This window comes from Rheinheimera sp. ATLC3 (assembly GCF_059429535.1).
Map to the genome: position 1 here is coordinate 3450307 of NZ_CM182103.1, position 16835 is coordinate 3467141.

Annotated in this window: 14 protein-coding genes; 2 read left to right on the top strand and 12 right to left on the bottom strand. The window is 51.0% G+C overall.

Annotation, left to right across the window (positions count from 1 at the left end):
- Positions 1 to 2: 2 nt before the first annotated feature.
- The 3 genes from AC5SV9_RS16000 to ppnP form a co-directional block, all read right to left on the bottom strand.
- Entirely contained in the window at positions 3 to 1841 is a 1839-nt protein-coding gene (locus tag AC5SV9_RS16000) for a M2 family metallopeptidase (RefSeq protein WP_475148472.1), read from the bottom strand.
- Positions 1842 to 1922: 81 nt separating this feature from the next.
- Positions 1923 to 3725, bottom strand: a complete 1803-nt coding sequence (locus AC5SV9_RS16005; protein WP_475148474.1) for an ABCB family ABC transporter ATP-binding protein/permease — start codon at positions 3723 to 3725, stop codon at positions 1923 to 1925.
- 21 nt (positions 3726 to 3746) lie between these two features.
- Positions 3747 to 4028: a pyrimidine/purine nucleoside phosphorylase gene (ppnP, locus tag AC5SV9_RS16010; protein WP_134056460.1), complete on the bottom strand. Its 282-nt coding sequence runs from the start codon at positions 4026 to 4028 to the stop codon at positions 3747 to 3749.
- Positions 4029 to 4283: 255 nt separating this feature from the next.
- Here ppnP and AC5SV9_RS16015 point away from each other — a divergent pair, with 255 nt between their 5' ends.
- Entirely contained in the window at positions 4284 to 6866 is a 2583-nt protein-coding gene (locus AC5SV9_RS16015) for an ExeM/NucH family extracellular endonuclease (protein ID WP_475148475.1), read from the top strand.
- A 65-nt stretch (positions 6867 to 6931) separates the two neighbouring features.
- On the opposite strand, the gene fadE is transcribed toward AC5SV9_RS16015, so the two are convergent.
- On the bottom strand, positions 6932 to 9409 hold the full coding sequence (fadE, locus tag AC5SV9_RS16020) for an acyl-CoA dehydrogenase FadE (RefSeq protein ID WP_475148478.1): 2478 nt from the start codon (positions 9407 to 9409) through the stop codon (positions 6932 to 6934).
- 173 nt (positions 9410 to 9582) lie between these two features.
- On the opposite strand from fadE, the gene AC5SV9_RS16025 reads away from it, so the two are divergent.
- Entirely contained in the window at positions 9583 to 10350 is a 768-nt protein-coding gene (locus tag AC5SV9_RS16025) for a class II glutamine amidotransferase (RefSeq protein ID WP_475148479.1), read from the top strand.
- On the opposite strand, the gene AC5SV9_RS16030 is transcribed toward AC5SV9_RS16025, so the two are convergent.
- From AC5SV9_RS16030 to AC5SV9_RS16065, 8 genes are all read right to left on the bottom strand, one after another.
- Positions 10329 to 11078, bottom strand: coding sequence for a DUF3108 domain-containing protein (locus AC5SV9_RS16030; RefSeq protein ID WP_475148481.1), 750 nt, complete (start codon positions 11076 to 11078; stop codon positions 10329 to 10331). The two genes, AC5SV9_RS16025 and AC5SV9_RS16030, sit on opposite strands and share 22 nt — an antisense overlap.
- Positions 11062 to 11709, bottom strand: coding sequence for a phosphoribosylglycinamide formyltransferase (gene purN, locus AC5SV9_RS16035; RefSeq protein WP_475148484.1), 648 nt, complete (start codon positions 11707 to 11709; stop codon positions 11062 to 11064). The genes AC5SV9_RS16030 and purN overlap by 17 nt, the downstream gene beginning before the upstream one ends.
- A gap of 8 nt (positions 11710 to 11717) precedes the next feature.
- The gene (gene purM / locus AC5SV9_RS16040) at positions 11718 to 12761 is read right to left on the bottom strand and encodes a phosphoribosylformylglycinamidine cyclo-ligase (protein WP_475148486.1); all 1044 of its coding nucleotides are present in this window, start codon (positions 12759 to 12761) and stop codon (positions 11718 to 11720) included.
- A 78-nt stretch (positions 12762 to 12839) separates the two neighbouring features.
- Positions 12840 to 13247, bottom strand: a complete 408-nt coding sequence (locus tag AC5SV9_RS16045) for a hypothetical protein (RefSeq protein WP_475148487.1) — start codon at positions 13245 to 13247, stop codon at positions 12840 to 12842.
- Between the two features lie 7 nt (positions 13248 to 13254).
- Positions 13255 to 14151 carry a LysR family transcriptional regulator gene (locus tag AC5SV9_RS16050; RefSeq protein WP_475148490.1) on the bottom strand — a complete coding sequence of 299 codons (897 nt, stop codon included), beginning with the start codon at positions 14149 to 14151 and terminating at the stop codon, positions 13255 to 13257.
- Positions 14152 to 14174: 23 nt separating this feature from the next.
- Positions 14175 to 15140 (bottom strand): tRNA 5-methoxyuridine(34)/uridine 5-oxyacetic acid(34) synthase CmoB, encoded by a 966-nt coding sequence (gene cmoB / locus AC5SV9_RS16055; protein ID WP_475148491.1) that lies wholly within the window; start codon positions 15138 to 15140, stop codon positions 14175 to 14177.
- An 8-nt stretch (positions 15141 to 15148) separates the two neighbouring features.
- Entirely contained in the window at positions 15149 to 15874 is a 726-nt protein-coding gene (cmoA, locus tag AC5SV9_RS16060; RefSeq protein ID WP_475148492.1) for a carboxy-S-adenosyl-L-methionine synthase CmoA, read from the bottom strand.
- Positions 15875 to 15945: 71 nt separating this feature from the next.
- Positions 15946 to 16782, bottom strand: a complete 837-nt coding sequence (locus AC5SV9_RS16065; RefSeq protein ID WP_475148494.1) for a DUF72 domain-containing protein — start codon at positions 16780 to 16782, stop codon at positions 15946 to 15948.
- Positions 16783 to 16835: the final 53 nt, after the last annotated feature.

The following is a 16835-nucleotide window of genomic DNA, read 5'->3' on the forward strand; positions in this document are numbered from 1 at the left end:
ACTTACCAGCCGCATTGCTGGCCTTTGTTCTGCTCGTCCAGGTAGGCTTGCAGCGGGGCGAAGTAATCCAGAATCGCGGTGGCGTCCATCTCCGGCTTGCCGGTGACCACTTCTAACGCTTGCTGCCATGGCTGGCTTGAGCCCATTTCCAGCATCTGGTTTAACTTAGCGCCGGCTTCTTTGCTGTTGTAAATTGAACAGCGGTGCACAGCACCTTCGTTACCAGCGATATCACACAGTGCCTTGTGGAACTGGAACTGCAGAATATGTGCTAAGAAGTAACGGGTGTAAGGCACATTGCCTGGCACATGGTACTTGGCGCCCGGATCAAAATCGGCTTCTGAGCGCGCTACCGGCGCGGCTACGCCCTGGTACTTTTCACGCAGCTGCCACCAGGCTTCGTTGTAGTGCTCGGGCGTAATTTCGCCGTTAAATACTTTCCAGCGCCACTGGTCTACTAACAGGCCAAAAGGCACAAAAGCAATTTTATCCATCGCCATTTTCATCAGCAGGCCGATGTCTTTGCTCTCATCCGGTACTGTGTCCAGCAGGCCGATCTGCTTTAAATAACCCGGTGTCACTGATAACGCGATAGTGTCGCCAATCGCTTCGTGGAAGCCGTCGTTGGCGCTTTCCTGGAAGTATACCGGCTGGTCTTTGTAAGCGCGCTGGTAGAAGTTATGCCCCAGCTCGTGGTGAATAACCGAGAACTCTTCGCCGGTGCGCTGAATACACATTTTAATGCGCAAGTCGTCTTTGGCGTCTAAATCCCAGGCGGAGGCGTGGCATTCTACATCACGGTCGGCCGGTTTTAAGAACAGCGAGCGCTGGTAAAAGGTTTCTGGCAGCGGGGCAAAACCTAACGAGGTAAAGAAGCCTTCGGCGCCTTTAACCATCTTAATTTCGTCATAGTTATGCTGCTCCAGCAGCTTGGTCACATCGTAGCCCGGATCGGCATCTTTAGGTGCAACGATATCGTAAATATTGCCCCAGCTTTGTGCCCACATATTACCTAGTAAATGCGCTGGGATCGGTTTATCCAGCGGCACTTTGTCGGCGCCGTATTGTTCGGATAACTTGCTACGTACATGACAGTGCAGCGATTCATACAGTGGTTTTACCTGATCCCAAACCCGGTCCAGCTCTTTGGCAAAATCATCGGCCGGCATATCGTATTTTGAGCGCCACATCGCGCCGGTGTCAGCATAGCCCAGCTCTTTCGCGCCTTCGTTGGTCAGCTCAATTAACCGCGTATACAGCGGGCGCATGGGTTTGCTGATTTCGCGCCAGGCCTGCCACATTTCCAGCTGTTCGTCGTAATCGCGGCTGCTAGCCATAATGGCTGACATATCGCCCAGTGATAAACATTTGCCATCGGCTTTGCAATATTTGCCTTTGCCATACAGGCCGCCTAATTCGGCGACGATTTTTGCCATCTCGGCGGTTTTTGCCGCATCTTGCGGTGCCGGTAAGGTCAGGGCCAGTTTCAGTTTATCCAGCTTACGGCGGTTGTCATCCGACAATGCTACCTGGTCGAATTTTGCCGCTGCCGTGGCCAGGTTTACCATTTCTACTGTCAGCTTTTCGTTAACATCGGCCGCCAGTGACGCGGTATCTTCGGTAATAAAGTTAGAATAAATCCACTCGGCGCGGTTAGATTCTAAATACAGCTGCTCCAGCTTGGTTGCCGTTTCATCTAAAAAAGCGACCGCATCGGCTTCGGTTAAGGCGCGTTGCTCTGCTTTAGCGGGGGCGGTGGTTTGTGGTTTGTCGCCACAGCCAGCCAGCAGTAACGCTGAGCCAACTAAGGCTGCTGTCAGCGAAAGTTTAAAAGGTGTCATAGGTATCCCCTGGTGTATCGTTATTGTAATAAGCGCTGCCAGTATAGCCACAGCGCTATAAGCAAACCAGTATACAGCAGCTCAGTGCTGCTGTTTTTGCTGTAACTGCCACATACGGGCGTATTCAGCGTTGGCGGCAAGCAGTTCGTCATGTGTACCTTGCTCGGCCAGCTCGCCGTTTTTCAGCACGATAATATTATCTGCATCGGTAATAGTGGATAAGCGGTGCGCTATGACCAGGCTGGTATGATTACGCGCCACCTCGCGCATGGCCTGCAATATGGCCTGTTCAGCAGCAGAATCCAGCGCAGAGGTGGCTTCATCAAACACCAGTATTGGCGAGCGTTTTAAGATGGCGCGGGCAATAGCGATACGCTGCTTTTCACCGCCGGACACTTTTAAGCCACGTTCGCCCACTTCGGTCGCGTCACCCTTGGGCAGGCTGGCGATAAAGCCGGTTAGATGCGCCAGCTCAATGGCATGGTCAATTTCTTCATCGCTGGCATCGGGGCGGCCATAGCGGATATTGTCACGGATGCTGCTGTTAAACAGCACCGTATCCTGCGGCACTATTGCAATAGCGCGGCGCAGGCTGTCGAGCGTAACACTGCTGATGTCCTGACCATCGATGCGGATGCTGCCGGCGCTGACATCGTAAAAGCGGTACAGCAAACGTGCCAGCGTGCTTTTACCGGCGCCACTGGCACCAACGACCGCCACTTTAGTGCCGGCGGCCACACGAAAACTCAGCTGGCGCAAAATAGGGCGGCTGCTCTGGTAACCAAAGCTAACCGCATCAAACTGCAATTCGCCTTTTTGCAACGGAAGCTCGGCGGCGTCTGGTTGGTCAGTTATTTGCGGCTTACGTTTTAATAAGCCCAGCATGTTCTCCAAGTCAGTTAAGGCGCGGCGAATTTCCCGATAGACAAAACCTAAAAAGTTAAGCGGTAAAAACAGCTGGATCATATAGGCGTTAACCATCACCAAGTCGCCCAATGTCAGTTGCTTGCTGACCACTTCATCAGCGGCCAGCCACATTAGCGCGGTAATGGCGGCGGCAATAATAAAAGCCTGGCCCGAGTTTAGCGCCAGCAGGCTTAAACGGTTTTTTAACCGTGCCTGCTCCCATTTGGCTAAAAAGTTGTCGTAGGTTTGGGCTTCGTAGTGCTCATTGTTAAAGTATTTTACCGTTTCGTAGTTCAGCAGGCTGTCGATAGCGCGGCTGTTAGTGGTGTTATCGGCCTGATTGGCCTCGCGGGTATATTTATTGCGCCACTCGGTAATGACCACAGTAAAAAAGATGTATAAGGCCACCGCCAATACGGTCACTACCGAGTAAAAAGGCGAGAATAAGGTAGCGAAAATCACCGCCACTGCCAGGATTTCAAACAGCGTTGGTGCGATGTTAAACATCAGAAAGCGCATTAAAAAACTTAAGCCGTTGGTGCCGCGTTCAATATCGCGGCTGATGCCGCCGGTTTGCCTGTCCAGATGAAACGCCAGCTCTAAACTGTGCAGGTGCTGAAACACTTTAAGGCCGAGCTGGCGCATAGCGTGCTCGGTAACACGGCCAAACAATGCATCGCGCACTTCACCAAAAAACACCCCGGCGAAGCGCAGACCGCCGTACAGCAGTAACAGCGCTACCGGTACCAGCACCAACGTATGCTGGCCACTATCAAGCGCATCAACAATATATTTAAGCGCCAGTGGCATCAGCAGTACCGCAGCCTTGGCGGCGATCAGCGCCAGCAGGGCCAGCAATACGCGGTACTTAAACTGCCACAGATAGGGCCAGAGCATTGTTAGCGTTTGTTTCAGGTTAGTGGCTTCCGGCCGCTTGGTCGGGGCCGGTTGTTTTGCTGCAGAGCGCATACCGCGCATTGCGTTGTCCTTATAGCTGTATCAGGCGTAGGTGCAAAGGTACGCGGTATCTACTGCCACCTGCAACTGAAACTTGCTGTTGGCCGGTACTTCAAACTGCTGGTTACGGCTAAACGTTTGCCAGCCATTGCTGCCGGGCAGCAGTACAGTGAGTGCGCCGCTAATCACTGTCATGACTTCGTGCTGGCTGGTACCAAATTCGTACTCGCCCGGTGCCATTACACCTACCGTAGCGGGTAGTTGCTCACCGGCAAAGGCGATAGAGGCAACTTTGCCGTCAAAATACTGGTTTACTTTAAACATGGGGTTTCTCCGTTAATAGGGCGGGCTTTAGTAAACCCGATCCGCTACGCGGATGGAAGTAGCAGTTAAAAATTTAGATGTCTGTACGGCTGATTTTGTCCTGGCAGGCTTAAGTAACCGCTGCTCTGAAGGTGAGTAAAATTTGCTGACGATTTTATGTAAAAAAATAGACCTGGTTATTTATCTAAAGTTAATGATTCTGCCATAAAAGCGTTTTATATTCGCTTGTCCTTAATAATAAAGCAGGGAGAAAACATGAAACTCAGGACGCTATCAGCAACTATCGCCATGTTACTGGCACCGGCAGTGAATGCCGAGCTGTTTATTTCAGAATACGTGGAAGGTTCAGGCAATAATAAAGCGCTGGAACTGTATAACCCAACCGATGCTGTCATTTCGCTCGATGGCTATGCGATAAAAGTGTATTTCAACGGCAAAACGGATGTTGGTACTACTGTTAATTTGCAAGGCAGCGTAGCGGCAAAAAGCACCTTTGTCTATGCCTCCAGTGCTGCCGTGGCAGAGTTGGTTGCGTTGGCCGATCAGACGTCAGGCCAAAGCCTGTGGAATGGTGATGATGCCATAGTGCTGACCAAAAATGATGTGGTTATCGATTCATTCGGCCAGGTCGGTTTTGATCCGGGTTCAGCCTGGACAAGCGGTGATGTGACGACAATAGACCGCACCTTGCGGCGTAAAGCCGTGTCTTATGATACTAACAGTGGCGATGTGTTTGACCCAGCGGTCCAGTGGGATGTTTTTGCCACCAACAGCTTTGACGACCTTGGCTTATTTAATGGTGAAGGTGGCAACCCGGGCGACCCGGATCCGGATCCTGAACCGATATTAAATTGTGGTGAGCCAGCTACTGCCATTTCAGCTATTCAGGGTGCAGGCAGTGCCAGCCCGTTAGTGGGGCAAGTGGTGCAGATAGAAGCCGTGGTTACCCAAGCTCTGCCGGGCCTGAAAGGCTATACCGTGCAGGCAGTCGGTGCCGAGCAGGACAGCGATATCGCAACGTCTGAAGGCTTGTTTGTTTATGTCAATAACAGTGCGCTAACGGTAGATGTTGGCCAGCGCGTGCGCCTGCAAGGCACAGTGGGTGAATACTTCACCCAGACACAGCTGGCGGATATTACAGCCACGCTGGATTGTGGTAGCAGTGCGTTGCCAGAGCCGGTAGAGATGAGTCTGCCGGTAGCCTCTCTTACCGAGCTTGAAGCGATAGAAGGTATGTTGGTACGCTTTAGTCAGCCACTGACAGTAAATGATACTTATACGCTGGGACGCTTTGGTGAGCTTACCTTATCAAACGGCCGCCGTTATACGCCCACTCAGGTAGTGATGCCAGGCGCAGAAGCAAATGCGCTGGACGCCCAGCATGCGCTGAACAAAATTTTAGTCGATGATGCCAGCACGGCGCAGAACCCGGCTACAGTGCCATACCCAACCGGCGGTTTATCGGCATTTAATACGGTACGCAGCGGCGATACCGTAACGGGGCTGACGGGTACCGTACATTACAGCTTTAATGAATATCGCGTAATGCCAACCGTAGCACCAACCTTTATCCAGACCAACCCGCGCACGGCTGCCCCGGAACTGGCCGCAGCAGGCAATGTGAAAGTCGCCAGCTTTAACGTGCTGAACTACTTTAACGGTGATGGTGCTGGCGGTGGGTTCCCGACAGCCCGTGGTGCAAATACTGCGCTGGAGTTTGAACGGCAACGGGCGAAAATTCTTGCGGCGATGAGTGCGCTGGATGCCAGCGTTATCGGCTTAATGGAAATAGAGAACGATGGTTTTGGCAGTACCTCTGCCATTGCTGATTTAGTCAGCGGCTTGCGCACGGTTACAGGCAATGACAGCTGGCAGTATATTAATGCCGGTGGCCCGGTTGGCAGCGATCAAATTGCGGTTGGCCTAATTTACCGTAGCGACCTGGTGGCGCCTGCTGCAGAGCTGCTGATACTGAACTCAGCCAATTCAGCACTGGATGAGCAAGGTGTCGCATTGTTTGATGATAGCCGTAACCGGCCTATGCTGGCGCAGCGTTTCCGCTTACTGGAAAACGATGCTGAGTTTGCCGTGATGGTGAATCACCTGAAATCGAAAGGTTCAGGCTGTGGCAGTGCTGATGGCGATAAGGGTGATGGCCAGGGCCAGTGCAATATAGCGCGTACCCGTGCAGCTCAGGCTATAGGTGTGTTCGCGGCAGAGCATTTTGCACAGGTGCCAGCATTGGTGATTGGCGATCTGAACGCTTACGCCAAGGAAGATCCGATCATGGCGCTGGCGCAAGCAGGTTACATCAATGTGTTTGAAGCGCTGGGTAAAGAGCCCGGCCACGGTTATGTGTTCTCGGGTATGTCTGGCTCACTCGACCATGCACTGCTGAACGATGTAGCCTTGCAGCATCTGGCCGATGCCACCAAGTGGAACATTAATGCTGACGAGCCGATAGTGCTGGATTACAACACTGAGAACAAGTCGGAGCAGCATCTGGTTGATTACTATGCTGCCGATGCTTACCGCTCATCAGATCACGACCCTGTGGTAGTCGCATTTGATTTGCCAGGGGCGGTACCTGAGCTGGATGTCAGTCTGCAATTGCAGCGCACTGTCAGTGCCCGCTTTGGCATGAAGCTGACGCAGTTGCGTTGGTCAGGTGAGGGCAGTGGCTTAATGCTGTACCGTGACAATGAGCAAATTAAGCCTCTGAACCGTTCCGGTTTAATTAATGACAGCTTCCGCTCAGATGCGGTGTCATTTACCTATAAAATTTGTCAGCCGGCTACCGGCAGCTGCTCAGCAGAGCTGCAGGTAAACTTCGATTAACATTGACACTGTTATCACTAATAAAAACGCCGGCTAATAGCCGGCGTTTTGTTAACAGCGAGAGATCAGGCTGCTTTATCTTTTTTGTCTTTCTCCACCGCACCGGCGCCTTGCTGGGTCAGGGTTTTATCTGCTGCCAGATATTCCGGTTCAAAGTCATCGACATTAATCGCGAACAAGCGGCCTTGCTCAGCATCACGCAGTAGCTTAGCTTCGGCTTCACTGATAACTTTCAGCTCTAAACCTAAGTCAGCCACTTCATTCAGGCGATAAAATGGCAGGCGTTTACCGGCAGCATGGCTGACTTTATCAAACACAGGTTCGGCAGCCAGCACGTCTTTTAACGCCTGTTCCATTCTACCCAGCTGATTCAGCGGCTCGTTTTGCAGGTATAAGTGATGGCCAAGGCGTGAGCGCGCTTCGCCTGGTGTTTGCATGATGCGGGCAACTTTATGCTCGGTAATATCAGAGGCTTTACGCAGCGTACGGCCCCATGGGAACACCACGCGTTTTAACACTGTACCGACGATACGGTTCGGGAAGTTATCAAACAATTCGTCTAAAGCCAGCTGGGCTTTGGCCAGATTGTCTTCACAGCACCACTGCACCAGTGGCAGATCTTCTGTTTTACGGCCTTCATCATTAAAGCGTTTTAACACTGCTGATGTCAGGTACAGCATACTTAAGATGTCACCCAGACGGGCCGAGATCCGCTCGCGGCGTTTTAAATCACCCCCCAGGGTGCCCATTGCCACATCCGACATCAGGGCTAAAGCGGCACTGAAGCGGTTCATCTGTTTATAGTATTTTGCTGTGGCATCGCTGTAAGGTGCAGTGCTGAACACGCCACCGCTTAACGATAACCAGAACGTACGGAAGAAGTTACTGATAGCAAAGCCAATATGACCAAACAGTGCTTTATCAAAAGCAGTGACTGCTGCCGCTTCATCATCCAGCTGCGCTGCCTGGAGTTCAGCCAGTACATAAGGATGGCAGCGGATAGCGCCCTGACCATAAATAATCATGTTGCGGGTAAGAATATTGGCACCTTCTACAGTAATTGCAACCGGTGCACCCTGATAACCTCTGGCCAGATAGTTATTTGGCCCCATACAAATGCCTTTACCGCCGTGCACGTCCATTGCATCAATAATGGCCTGACGCATGCGTTCAGTCATATGGTATTTGGTAATGGCAGAGATAACCGACGGTTTTTCACCTAAGTCGATAGCGCCAACCGACATCGTGGTTGAGGCTTCAGCCATATAGGCATAGCCGCCGACACGGGCCATCGCTTCTTCAACGCCTTCCATTTTACCGATAGGCAGCTTGAACTGACGGCGGATACGGGCATAAGCACCAGTCGCCATAGCAACGGCTTTAATACCGCCGGTACTGTTAGAAGGCAGTGTTATTGCACGGCCTACCGATAAACATTCAACCAGCATACGCCAGCCCTGGCCAGCCATTTTGGCGCCACCGATAATGTAATCCAGCGGTACGAAGATATTTTCACCCTGCGTCGGACCATTTTGGAAAGGGACGTTTAGCGGAAAGTGACGGCGGCCAATTTTGACCCCCGGTGTGGTTACCGGAATAAGGGCACAGGTAATCCCCAGCTCTTCTTTGTCACCCAGCAGTTTTTCCGGGTCGTACAGTTTAAATGCCAGACCCAATACAGTCGCGATAGGCGCCAGCGTAATATAACGTTTGTTCCAGGTCAGGCGCATACCGATGACCTCTTTGCCTTCCCATTCGCCTTTACAAATGATGCCGGTGTCCGGAATAGCACCAGCGTCAGAGCCAGCTTCCGGGCTGGTCAGCGCAAAACAGGGGACTTCCAGGCCTTTAGCCAGGCGCGGTAAGTAGTGTTTTTTCTGTTCATCAGTACCATAATGTTGCAACAGCTCACCCGGGCCTAACGAGTTAGGTACACCGACAATGCTTGATAACACCATGCTTTTACTGGTTAATTTTTGCAGCACACAAGACTGGGCATAAGCAGAAAACTCCAGACCACCGTATTGCTTTTTGATGATCATGGCGAAGAAACCTTTGTCTTTCAGATACTGATAAACTTCAGGTGCCAGATCTGCCCGCTCATGCGTGGTGTGCCAGTCATCCATCATGGCCAGTAACTCTTCTACCGGACCGTCGAGGAATGCCTGCTCTTCAGCGCTTAAGCGCGGCACCGGGAAGTTATGCATCTTGTGCCAGTCAGGGTTGCCACGAAACAGATCTGACTCCCACCAGGTGGTACCGGCATCAATTGCTTCTTTTTCTGTACTGGACATTTCCGGCATAATTTTGCGGTACAGTTTCAGCAGCGGCTTCGTCAGGTATTGCTGACGCACGCTGGCAATATTCAGTGGCAAAGCCACTAACAAAAAGACAACCCAGCCTAAGGTAGAAACCACATCCAGCGCTGTGCCAATAGCCAGGATAATGGCGATGGCTGCTGTAAACATGGTAAGACTGGCCCGGTTATATGCCAGAGCCGCAATGGCGGCAACAAGCACCACGCATAGAATTAACATTTCCATTTTTTACTCCCAATCAGAGGTCTGACCACTATCCGGCTAGAGTAGAACGCTTTGCACAAAGTTGCAAGCCCTGAACAGTACAACACAGAAAGTGATTGTCAGCTGAAGTGGCAACTTATACGCTTAAGCATAGCCTGTCGACGGGGCTCAGTCTGCTTAAGGTAAGATGTACTATGTGTGAACTACTTGGCATGTCAGCCAATGTGCCAACCGATATCTGTTTTAGTTTTAAAGGCTTGAAGGAGCGGGGTGGTCGCACCGGGCCGCATAAAGATGGCTGGGGCGTGGCATTTTATGAAAACAAAGGCGTTTGCACCTTTAAAGATGCGCTGCCAAGCTATCAGTCAGAGATTGCCAGACTGGTATCGGATTATCCGATAAAAAGCTGTGCTGTCATCGCCCATGTCAGGCAGGCTAACCGTGGCCGCGTCGCCCTGGAAAACACCCACCCGTTCAGCCGTGAGTTGTGGGGGCGCTACTGGACCTATGCCCACAATGGTCAGCTAAGTGGTTATCAGCAGCTACCGGTAGACCGCTTTACGCCGGTTGGCACCACAGACAGCGAACGGGCATTTTGTTATCTACTCAGCGCGTTGGATAAGCGTTATCCTGACAAACCACCCAGCCGTAAAGCGGCGTTTAAGTTTATTCAGCGTCAGTGCAAAACCCTGCAAAAACTCGGTGTGTTTAATATGTTGCTGACGGATGGTGAGTACTTATTAACCTACTGCAGCACCAAACTGCACTGGATCACGCGGCGGGCGCCTTTTGGCATGGCCCGCTTGTCAGATGTGGATGTCGATATTGATTTCAGCCGCGAAACCACGCCTGACGATGTTGTGACGATAATCGCAACTGAACCACTGACCAAAAATGAGCAGTGGCATCAAATGCAAAGTGGTGAAAGTCAGCTGTTTCGCTATGGAGAAGCGCTGGCCTGAATGGCTGGCGTAAAGTCCAGTTTATGCAGCTGGACATCGAATTGCTCAACGTTGTCTTCACCGCGCCACAACCGTACCAGCATGTAGTCAAGCTCAGGTGCTACCCAGGCATAAATTTGTTTGTCGCTGTTTTGTTCGATACGGGCGATACGCAGTGTTTTGATATTGCCGTAAGGTAGCGGCAGCATTTCTTCAGCGACGACTTTGTAGTGGTACATTTTGCTGTCGCCATGCCGGTTTAACACATTGTAATGAAACTCTGTCTGGCCGGCTTTTAAATCCAGTGCCAGCTGCAACTGATAGCTTATTTGATCCAGCCAGTCATCTTGCCAGTTAACATCCTTTGGTTTACGGTTTTTACCTTCGCGCAGTATGTTCTGCTGGCGGTCAAGATTAAGTTCATAGTAACGATCCGGCCCGGTGCCCGTGCGTTGCATGGTATAACGCAGTGGCTTTATCCGGCCGTCTTCGAGCGTAAAATCAGAGGTTTCACGACGTGAATCTGAGAAAATCATCCAGCTGATGTCGCTGCTATAGCCCATTTGATAGCCTTGCTCTGTGGTTTTCAGATAGCGGTTGGCTTCACCGTGTTTTTTACCGGCACGATAGACAATATAGTCGGCATTGAAACTACTCAGCTTGGGCGTTTCGGCGTAAAGGCTGTTAGTAAATAAAGTTGTAACTACAATAAAAGGCGCCCATAAGCGCCAGTTAATCTTCTTCATCATTGGCGTAACCGTTGGCTGCTAAAATATTGCCGTCCAACCATGCCTGATCTGCTTGCTGTTGTAAACGGTTTTGGCAAAACCAGCGCACAACTAACGGATAAATACGGTGCTCCTGCTCATGAACACGCTCAGAAAGTGCTGCGACATCGTCGTCGCTGAATAAAGGCACTTTCGCCTGCAGTACTACCGGGCCGCCATCGAGCTGTTCGGTTACAAAATGCACACTGCAACCGTGTTCGGTATCGCCTGCGTCAATGGCGCGCTGGTGAGTATTCAGGCCCTGGTATTTAGGTAACAGCGAGGGGTGAATATTCAGCAAACGGCCGGCATAATGCTGCACAAAAGCCGGGGTTAAAATACGCATAAAACCTGCCAGCACCACCAGATCAGGTTGGTGCTGGTCAATAGCGTCTATCAGCGCTTCGTCATAATGATCACGACTGGCATAGGTTTTGTGGCTTAACACCTGAGTGGTAATGCCGGCATCGCTGGCCCGTACCAGGCCGTAAGCATTCGCTTTATTGGCGATAACGGCACTAATTTTTCCCGGGATAAAGCCGCTGCTGCAGGCATCAATAATGGCCTGCAGATTGGAACCGCTGCCCGAAATCAGTACAACAATAGATTTCATGACAGGCCTTATTCGTTTATTACCACTAACTCATCACCGGCAGCGGCAGCGTGAATTTCGCCAAGGTGCCAGGCAGTTTCACCGGCAGCACTTAATAAGCTAAGGGCGGTTTGCAGTTTGTCCTGCGGTACCACTACTATCATGCCCACACCGCAGTTAAAGGTGCGGTACATTTCATGACGGCTGATATTACCTTGCTGCTGCAGCCAGTTGAAAATTACCGGCCACTGCCAGCTGGTGCCATCGATAACAGCTTTAGTATTTTCTGGCAGCACGCGCGGGATATTCTCCCAGAAACCACCGCCGGTAATGTGGCAAAGTGCGTGCACAGGAGTCTGTTTGAACAGGTCCAGCAGGTTTTTCACATAAATGCGGGTCGGTTCCAGCAGGTGGTCAGCTATTGACTTGCCTTCGAGTTGTGTATCAGGGCTCTGGCCACTCACTTCTAATACTTTACGGATTAACGAAAAACCATTTGAATGCGGTCCCGATGATGCCAGGGCAATCAGTTGATCGCCCGGTTGCACTTTACTGCCATCAATGATGTCCGCTTTTTCTACTACGCCAACGCAGAAACCCGCGATGTCGTAGTCTTCGCCATGGTACATGCCCGGCATTTCGGCGGTTTCGCCGCCAACCAGCGCACAACCAGACTGATAACAGCCTTCGGCGATGCCATTGACTACAGCTGACGCAGTGTCGACATCCAGTTTACCGGTGGCGTAATAATCCAGGAAAAACAGCGGTTCTGCACCTTGTACCACTAAGTCATTTACACACATGGCGACCAGGTCGATACCCACGCCATCATGACGTTTCAGATCCATTGCTAAGCGCAGCTTAGTGCCGACACCGTCAGTACCCGATACCAGTACCGGTTCTTTATAGCCAGCAGGGATTTGGCACAGCGCGCCAAAGCCGCCTAAACCACCCATGACTTCAGGACGACGTGTGCGTTTAACGGCGCCTTTAATTCGTTCTACCAACGCGTTTCCTGCGTCAATATCTACTCCGGCGTCTTTGTAGCTTAAAGATGTTTTCTGCTCGCTCACGGCTATCCTCGAATGGCTGAAAGTGGAAAGGCTTAAAATTGGCGGCATTTTACCTGCTTAACGCCGCCGACAAAAGCCTTACTGCATAGCATTTGCCATTGCCTGTTTGACATAACCTAGCAAACTGATGCTGTCGTCGCGGGTTATTTTATGGTAACACACTGATGCAAATGGAAATTCTTTATCCTGGAACTGCACAAAAACAAAAGGTGCAGTTTCATCCTGCTGATTGTGCTGCCAATGGCCGCCGACATGAGCAATAAACAACTCACCTATGTAAGCGCCCAGAATATTTGATAGCGTAAACAGCATTTCGGCAGAATGGTGTTTGGTTTTTTCCCGTACATGTAATTGACTAAGTACGTTATCGACAGCGGCTAAGCTGTCGATATTGCCATCCAGCGTTTGTTGATGTTCCTCTTTTGCATAGGATACCGCATCGGCGGCTGCATCTTGCATAAGTTGATTCAGTTCTGATTGTTGCATAGTGGCCTCAGCTTTTATGGTGGGCTGCCAGTATCAACTGGCGTAACTGTTTACTGCCTGGCCCTAAGGTTTCTTCCTTGGGCGTAACCAGTGAGATGGCGGCAATACGTTCGCTGCTTTGTTTCATATTAAGTTGTATCAGGCTGCCTTGTTGTAAAGCGTCTTCAACCATAAAGTCGGGTAGCCAGCAAAATCCTAGTCCCAGCTGCAGAATTTCTATGGCTTCATGAAAATTATCGACGGTCCAGCGCTGTTCAGCGCGCAGCCAACCGACATTATCAAGTGGCTTTTGTGCGGTGTCGCGAATAACCAGTTGCAAATGCTGGCTCAGCTCGTTCTGATCAAGTTCAGTTATCCCGGCTAGCGGGTTATCGCGGCCGGTTACCGGTACAAAACGGGTAACACACAGTGGCTCACCAAGATAGCCCTTGGGAATAATGGCGGATGCAGCGATGACCAGGTCGGCTTTTTTCTGCTGAATAATTTCGGTACTACCGGTAATAACACTGTCTATCAGTTGAATACGGCTACCGCGGCTTAGCGGGTAAAATGCCGCCAGTGCAGCATTTAAAAAACGCCGGGGGTAGGCAAGTTCAACCGCCACCCGGATCTCCGGCTCCCAGCCCTGGTCAATGTTTGCTGCCAGCAGCTCTAAATCTTCTACCTGCTGTGTCAGTAAACGTGAGCGTCGCAGCATCACCTCGCCAGCTTCGGTCAGATAGGCTTTGCGGCCCCGCACTTCCAGCAGCTCTACCCCAAGCTGGGTCTGGAGCTTGGCAACTGCATGATTTAACGACGACTGGCTTTTACTCAGTAACTCTGCTGCCTGAGCATAGCCTCCGGCGTCCACTACAGCCTGTAGTATGCGCCATTGTTCCAGGGTTGAGCGCGGACGATAGGGCATAACGCTGATACCACTCTGTAAAGCTAGTTATTGGCAATAAGCACCGCCCTAAGCGGTGCAGGGTAGCCTTCAATGGTTTTACTATGATCAGTTGCATCAAGAAAATCAATCAAACTTTCGTTTTCCATCCACTCTGTTTTGCGCTGCTCTGCCAGGCTGGTCTGGTTTAAATCCGCCAGGCGAACATTGCTAAAGCCTAACCGCTGCAGCCAGTGTGTCAGCGCCGCAACGCTTGGAATAAACCAGACATTACGCATTTTGGCGTAGCGTTCTCCCGGCACCAGCACAGTGTGCTCATCGCCTTCAACCACCAGGGTTTCCAAAATCAGCTCGCCGCCTGGGCGTAACTGGTTTTTTAATTGCTGTAAGAAATCCAGTGGTGAGCGGCGGTGATACAGCACCCCCATTGAAAACACGGTATCAAACTGCTTGAGTGCAGGCATATCATCAATGCCAACCGGTAACAGGTTTACTGCCGGATCCGGGTTAAAGTGTTTTATCGCCTGAAACTGGGCATAAAACAGTTGCGACGGGTCAATTCCTACCACAAACTCTGCGCCTTCTCCACGCATGCGCCACAAGTGGTAACCGCTACCGCAGCCAACATCCAGCACAAAACGGTTATGCAGCGGGGCAATGTGCGGTAGAACCCTGTCCCATTTAAAATCAGAGCGCCACTCGGTATCAATATCGATACCATGAATGCTGAATGGCCCCTTACGCCAGGGTTTTAACTGCTGCAGCAAATACCGGATCTGCTGCGCTTCACCGCTGCTGATATCGTCTGAATGGCCAAACTGCACAGCGCTTTTCAGTTCAGTCTGGCTGCTTTGTGTAACTGGCAAATTGGTTATCACTTTCTGCCATTGTTTAAAATCGCCGTGCAGGGCATCTTTGCTCCAACTGGCTAATTGTGCTGGTAATGATTCCAGCCATTTATGCAGTTTATTGCTGGCCAGTTGGGCATAAAACGAAGTGAAATCGAGCATAGCTGACCTTATTTAATGGCGACCATAGAGCAGAAGTTAAAACACTGAAACCACAGTGTCTGGCTGCTAAAACCCGCCTCGCTTAAGCGTTGTTGGTGTTCGGCCAACGTATCGGGTTTCATTACATTTTCCAGCGCGCTGCGTTTTTGGCTGATCTCCAGCTCACTGTATCCGTTGGCGCGTTTAAAGTCGTAGTGCAGCTCAACAAGCAAGTCGTTTGCTGTGCTGTCAGCGCTGACAAATTTTTCTGAAAGGATCAGCAAACCGCCCGGTTTTAAGCCCTGATAAACCCGTTGCAACAGCGCGCTACGGTCGGCTTTGGGTAAAAACTGCAGCGTAAAATTAATTACCACTATGGCCGCGTTTTCAATACTTTGCTCACGGATATCAGCCAGTTTTACCTGTACCGGCACCTCAGAGCGAAACGCCTGTAAATGCCGTTCACAGCGCTCCACCATCGCACTGCTGTTATCAACGGCAATAATATTACTGTTTGCCGCGTTAATATTACGCCGCATGGCCAGCGTTGCCGCACCTAATGAACAGCCTAAGTCGTAATAGTTGCTGTCTGCCTGCTGAAACCGGCTGCTGAGTTTGCCGATGGTTTGGATAATTGTCTGGTAGCCGGGCACAGAGCGCTGGATCATGTCCGGGAAAACGTCGGCGACCTGCGCATCAAAACTGAAGTCAGGTACCTGGGCTAGTGGCTCGGCGAAAATATCATCTTTTTGCATAGGTTTATCTGGGGTGCAAGTTAAGTATGGCGATAAAAATGGCCGTTAGTTTAACGCAAATCTGCCAAACACTACAGCAGGCTGAACTGTTGCTCACCCGGCCAGGTGGCCAGGCACTGATGCGGGTAATTTAAATCGCGGGCGAACTGGCGGCATAGTTGTGGGGCTAAATCGTTATCCGGCGTGTGAAAAAAGCAAAACGGGGTTTTACCGTCATCCAGCCATTGTTGCACTTTTTTAAGCCAGGGCTGATAAAACTGCCTGTTCAGCGCCATATCGTCACTGCCAATAAAGCGTAGTACAGGTGTGGCGCTAAAACTGATGGCATGCACCGGCACTCTGGGTTTCTTGGCATGCGCATCCAGCAGCGCCGGTGTGGTGGGAGCTACGGCAAACAATGCCCGGCTGTCAATAACGACACGCTCGGCATTAAACTGTTGCAGCATCTTGTGCAGCGCAATTTCGTAAGTCGCTTTATCAAAAAATGCAAGGTGGCGCACTTCCAGTGCACAGTGTCTGGTCTGGCTAATCAGCTGTACCATGTGACTGATCCGCTGCAGCTGCAAAGGCCCGGCACTGGCAGGAAGTTGCAAATGTACCAGGGCCAGTTTATCCGCCAGTACTGCCATACGGCTTAACCAGTCGGTTAATTGTTCTGCGTAATCAGCGCTGTCAGCATGACTGATGCGCTGGGGGACTTTTAACACAAAACGGTAATGTGCCGGCGTATCCTGCAGCCAGCGCTGTAGTGTGTGCTCTGATGGGTCGGCGTAAAAGGTGGTGTTTCCTTCTGCCGAGTTAAAAAAGCGGGCATATTGCGCCAGAAAATCTGCCGGTTTTGCATCAGCAGATAGCAGGCTTGTTTTCCATTTCGGGTTGGCCCATACCGGGCAACCAAGATATAACATCAGCAACTTGACCTTATTAAAGTGGCGGCGTAAAACTAAAGGTACTGCAGTCA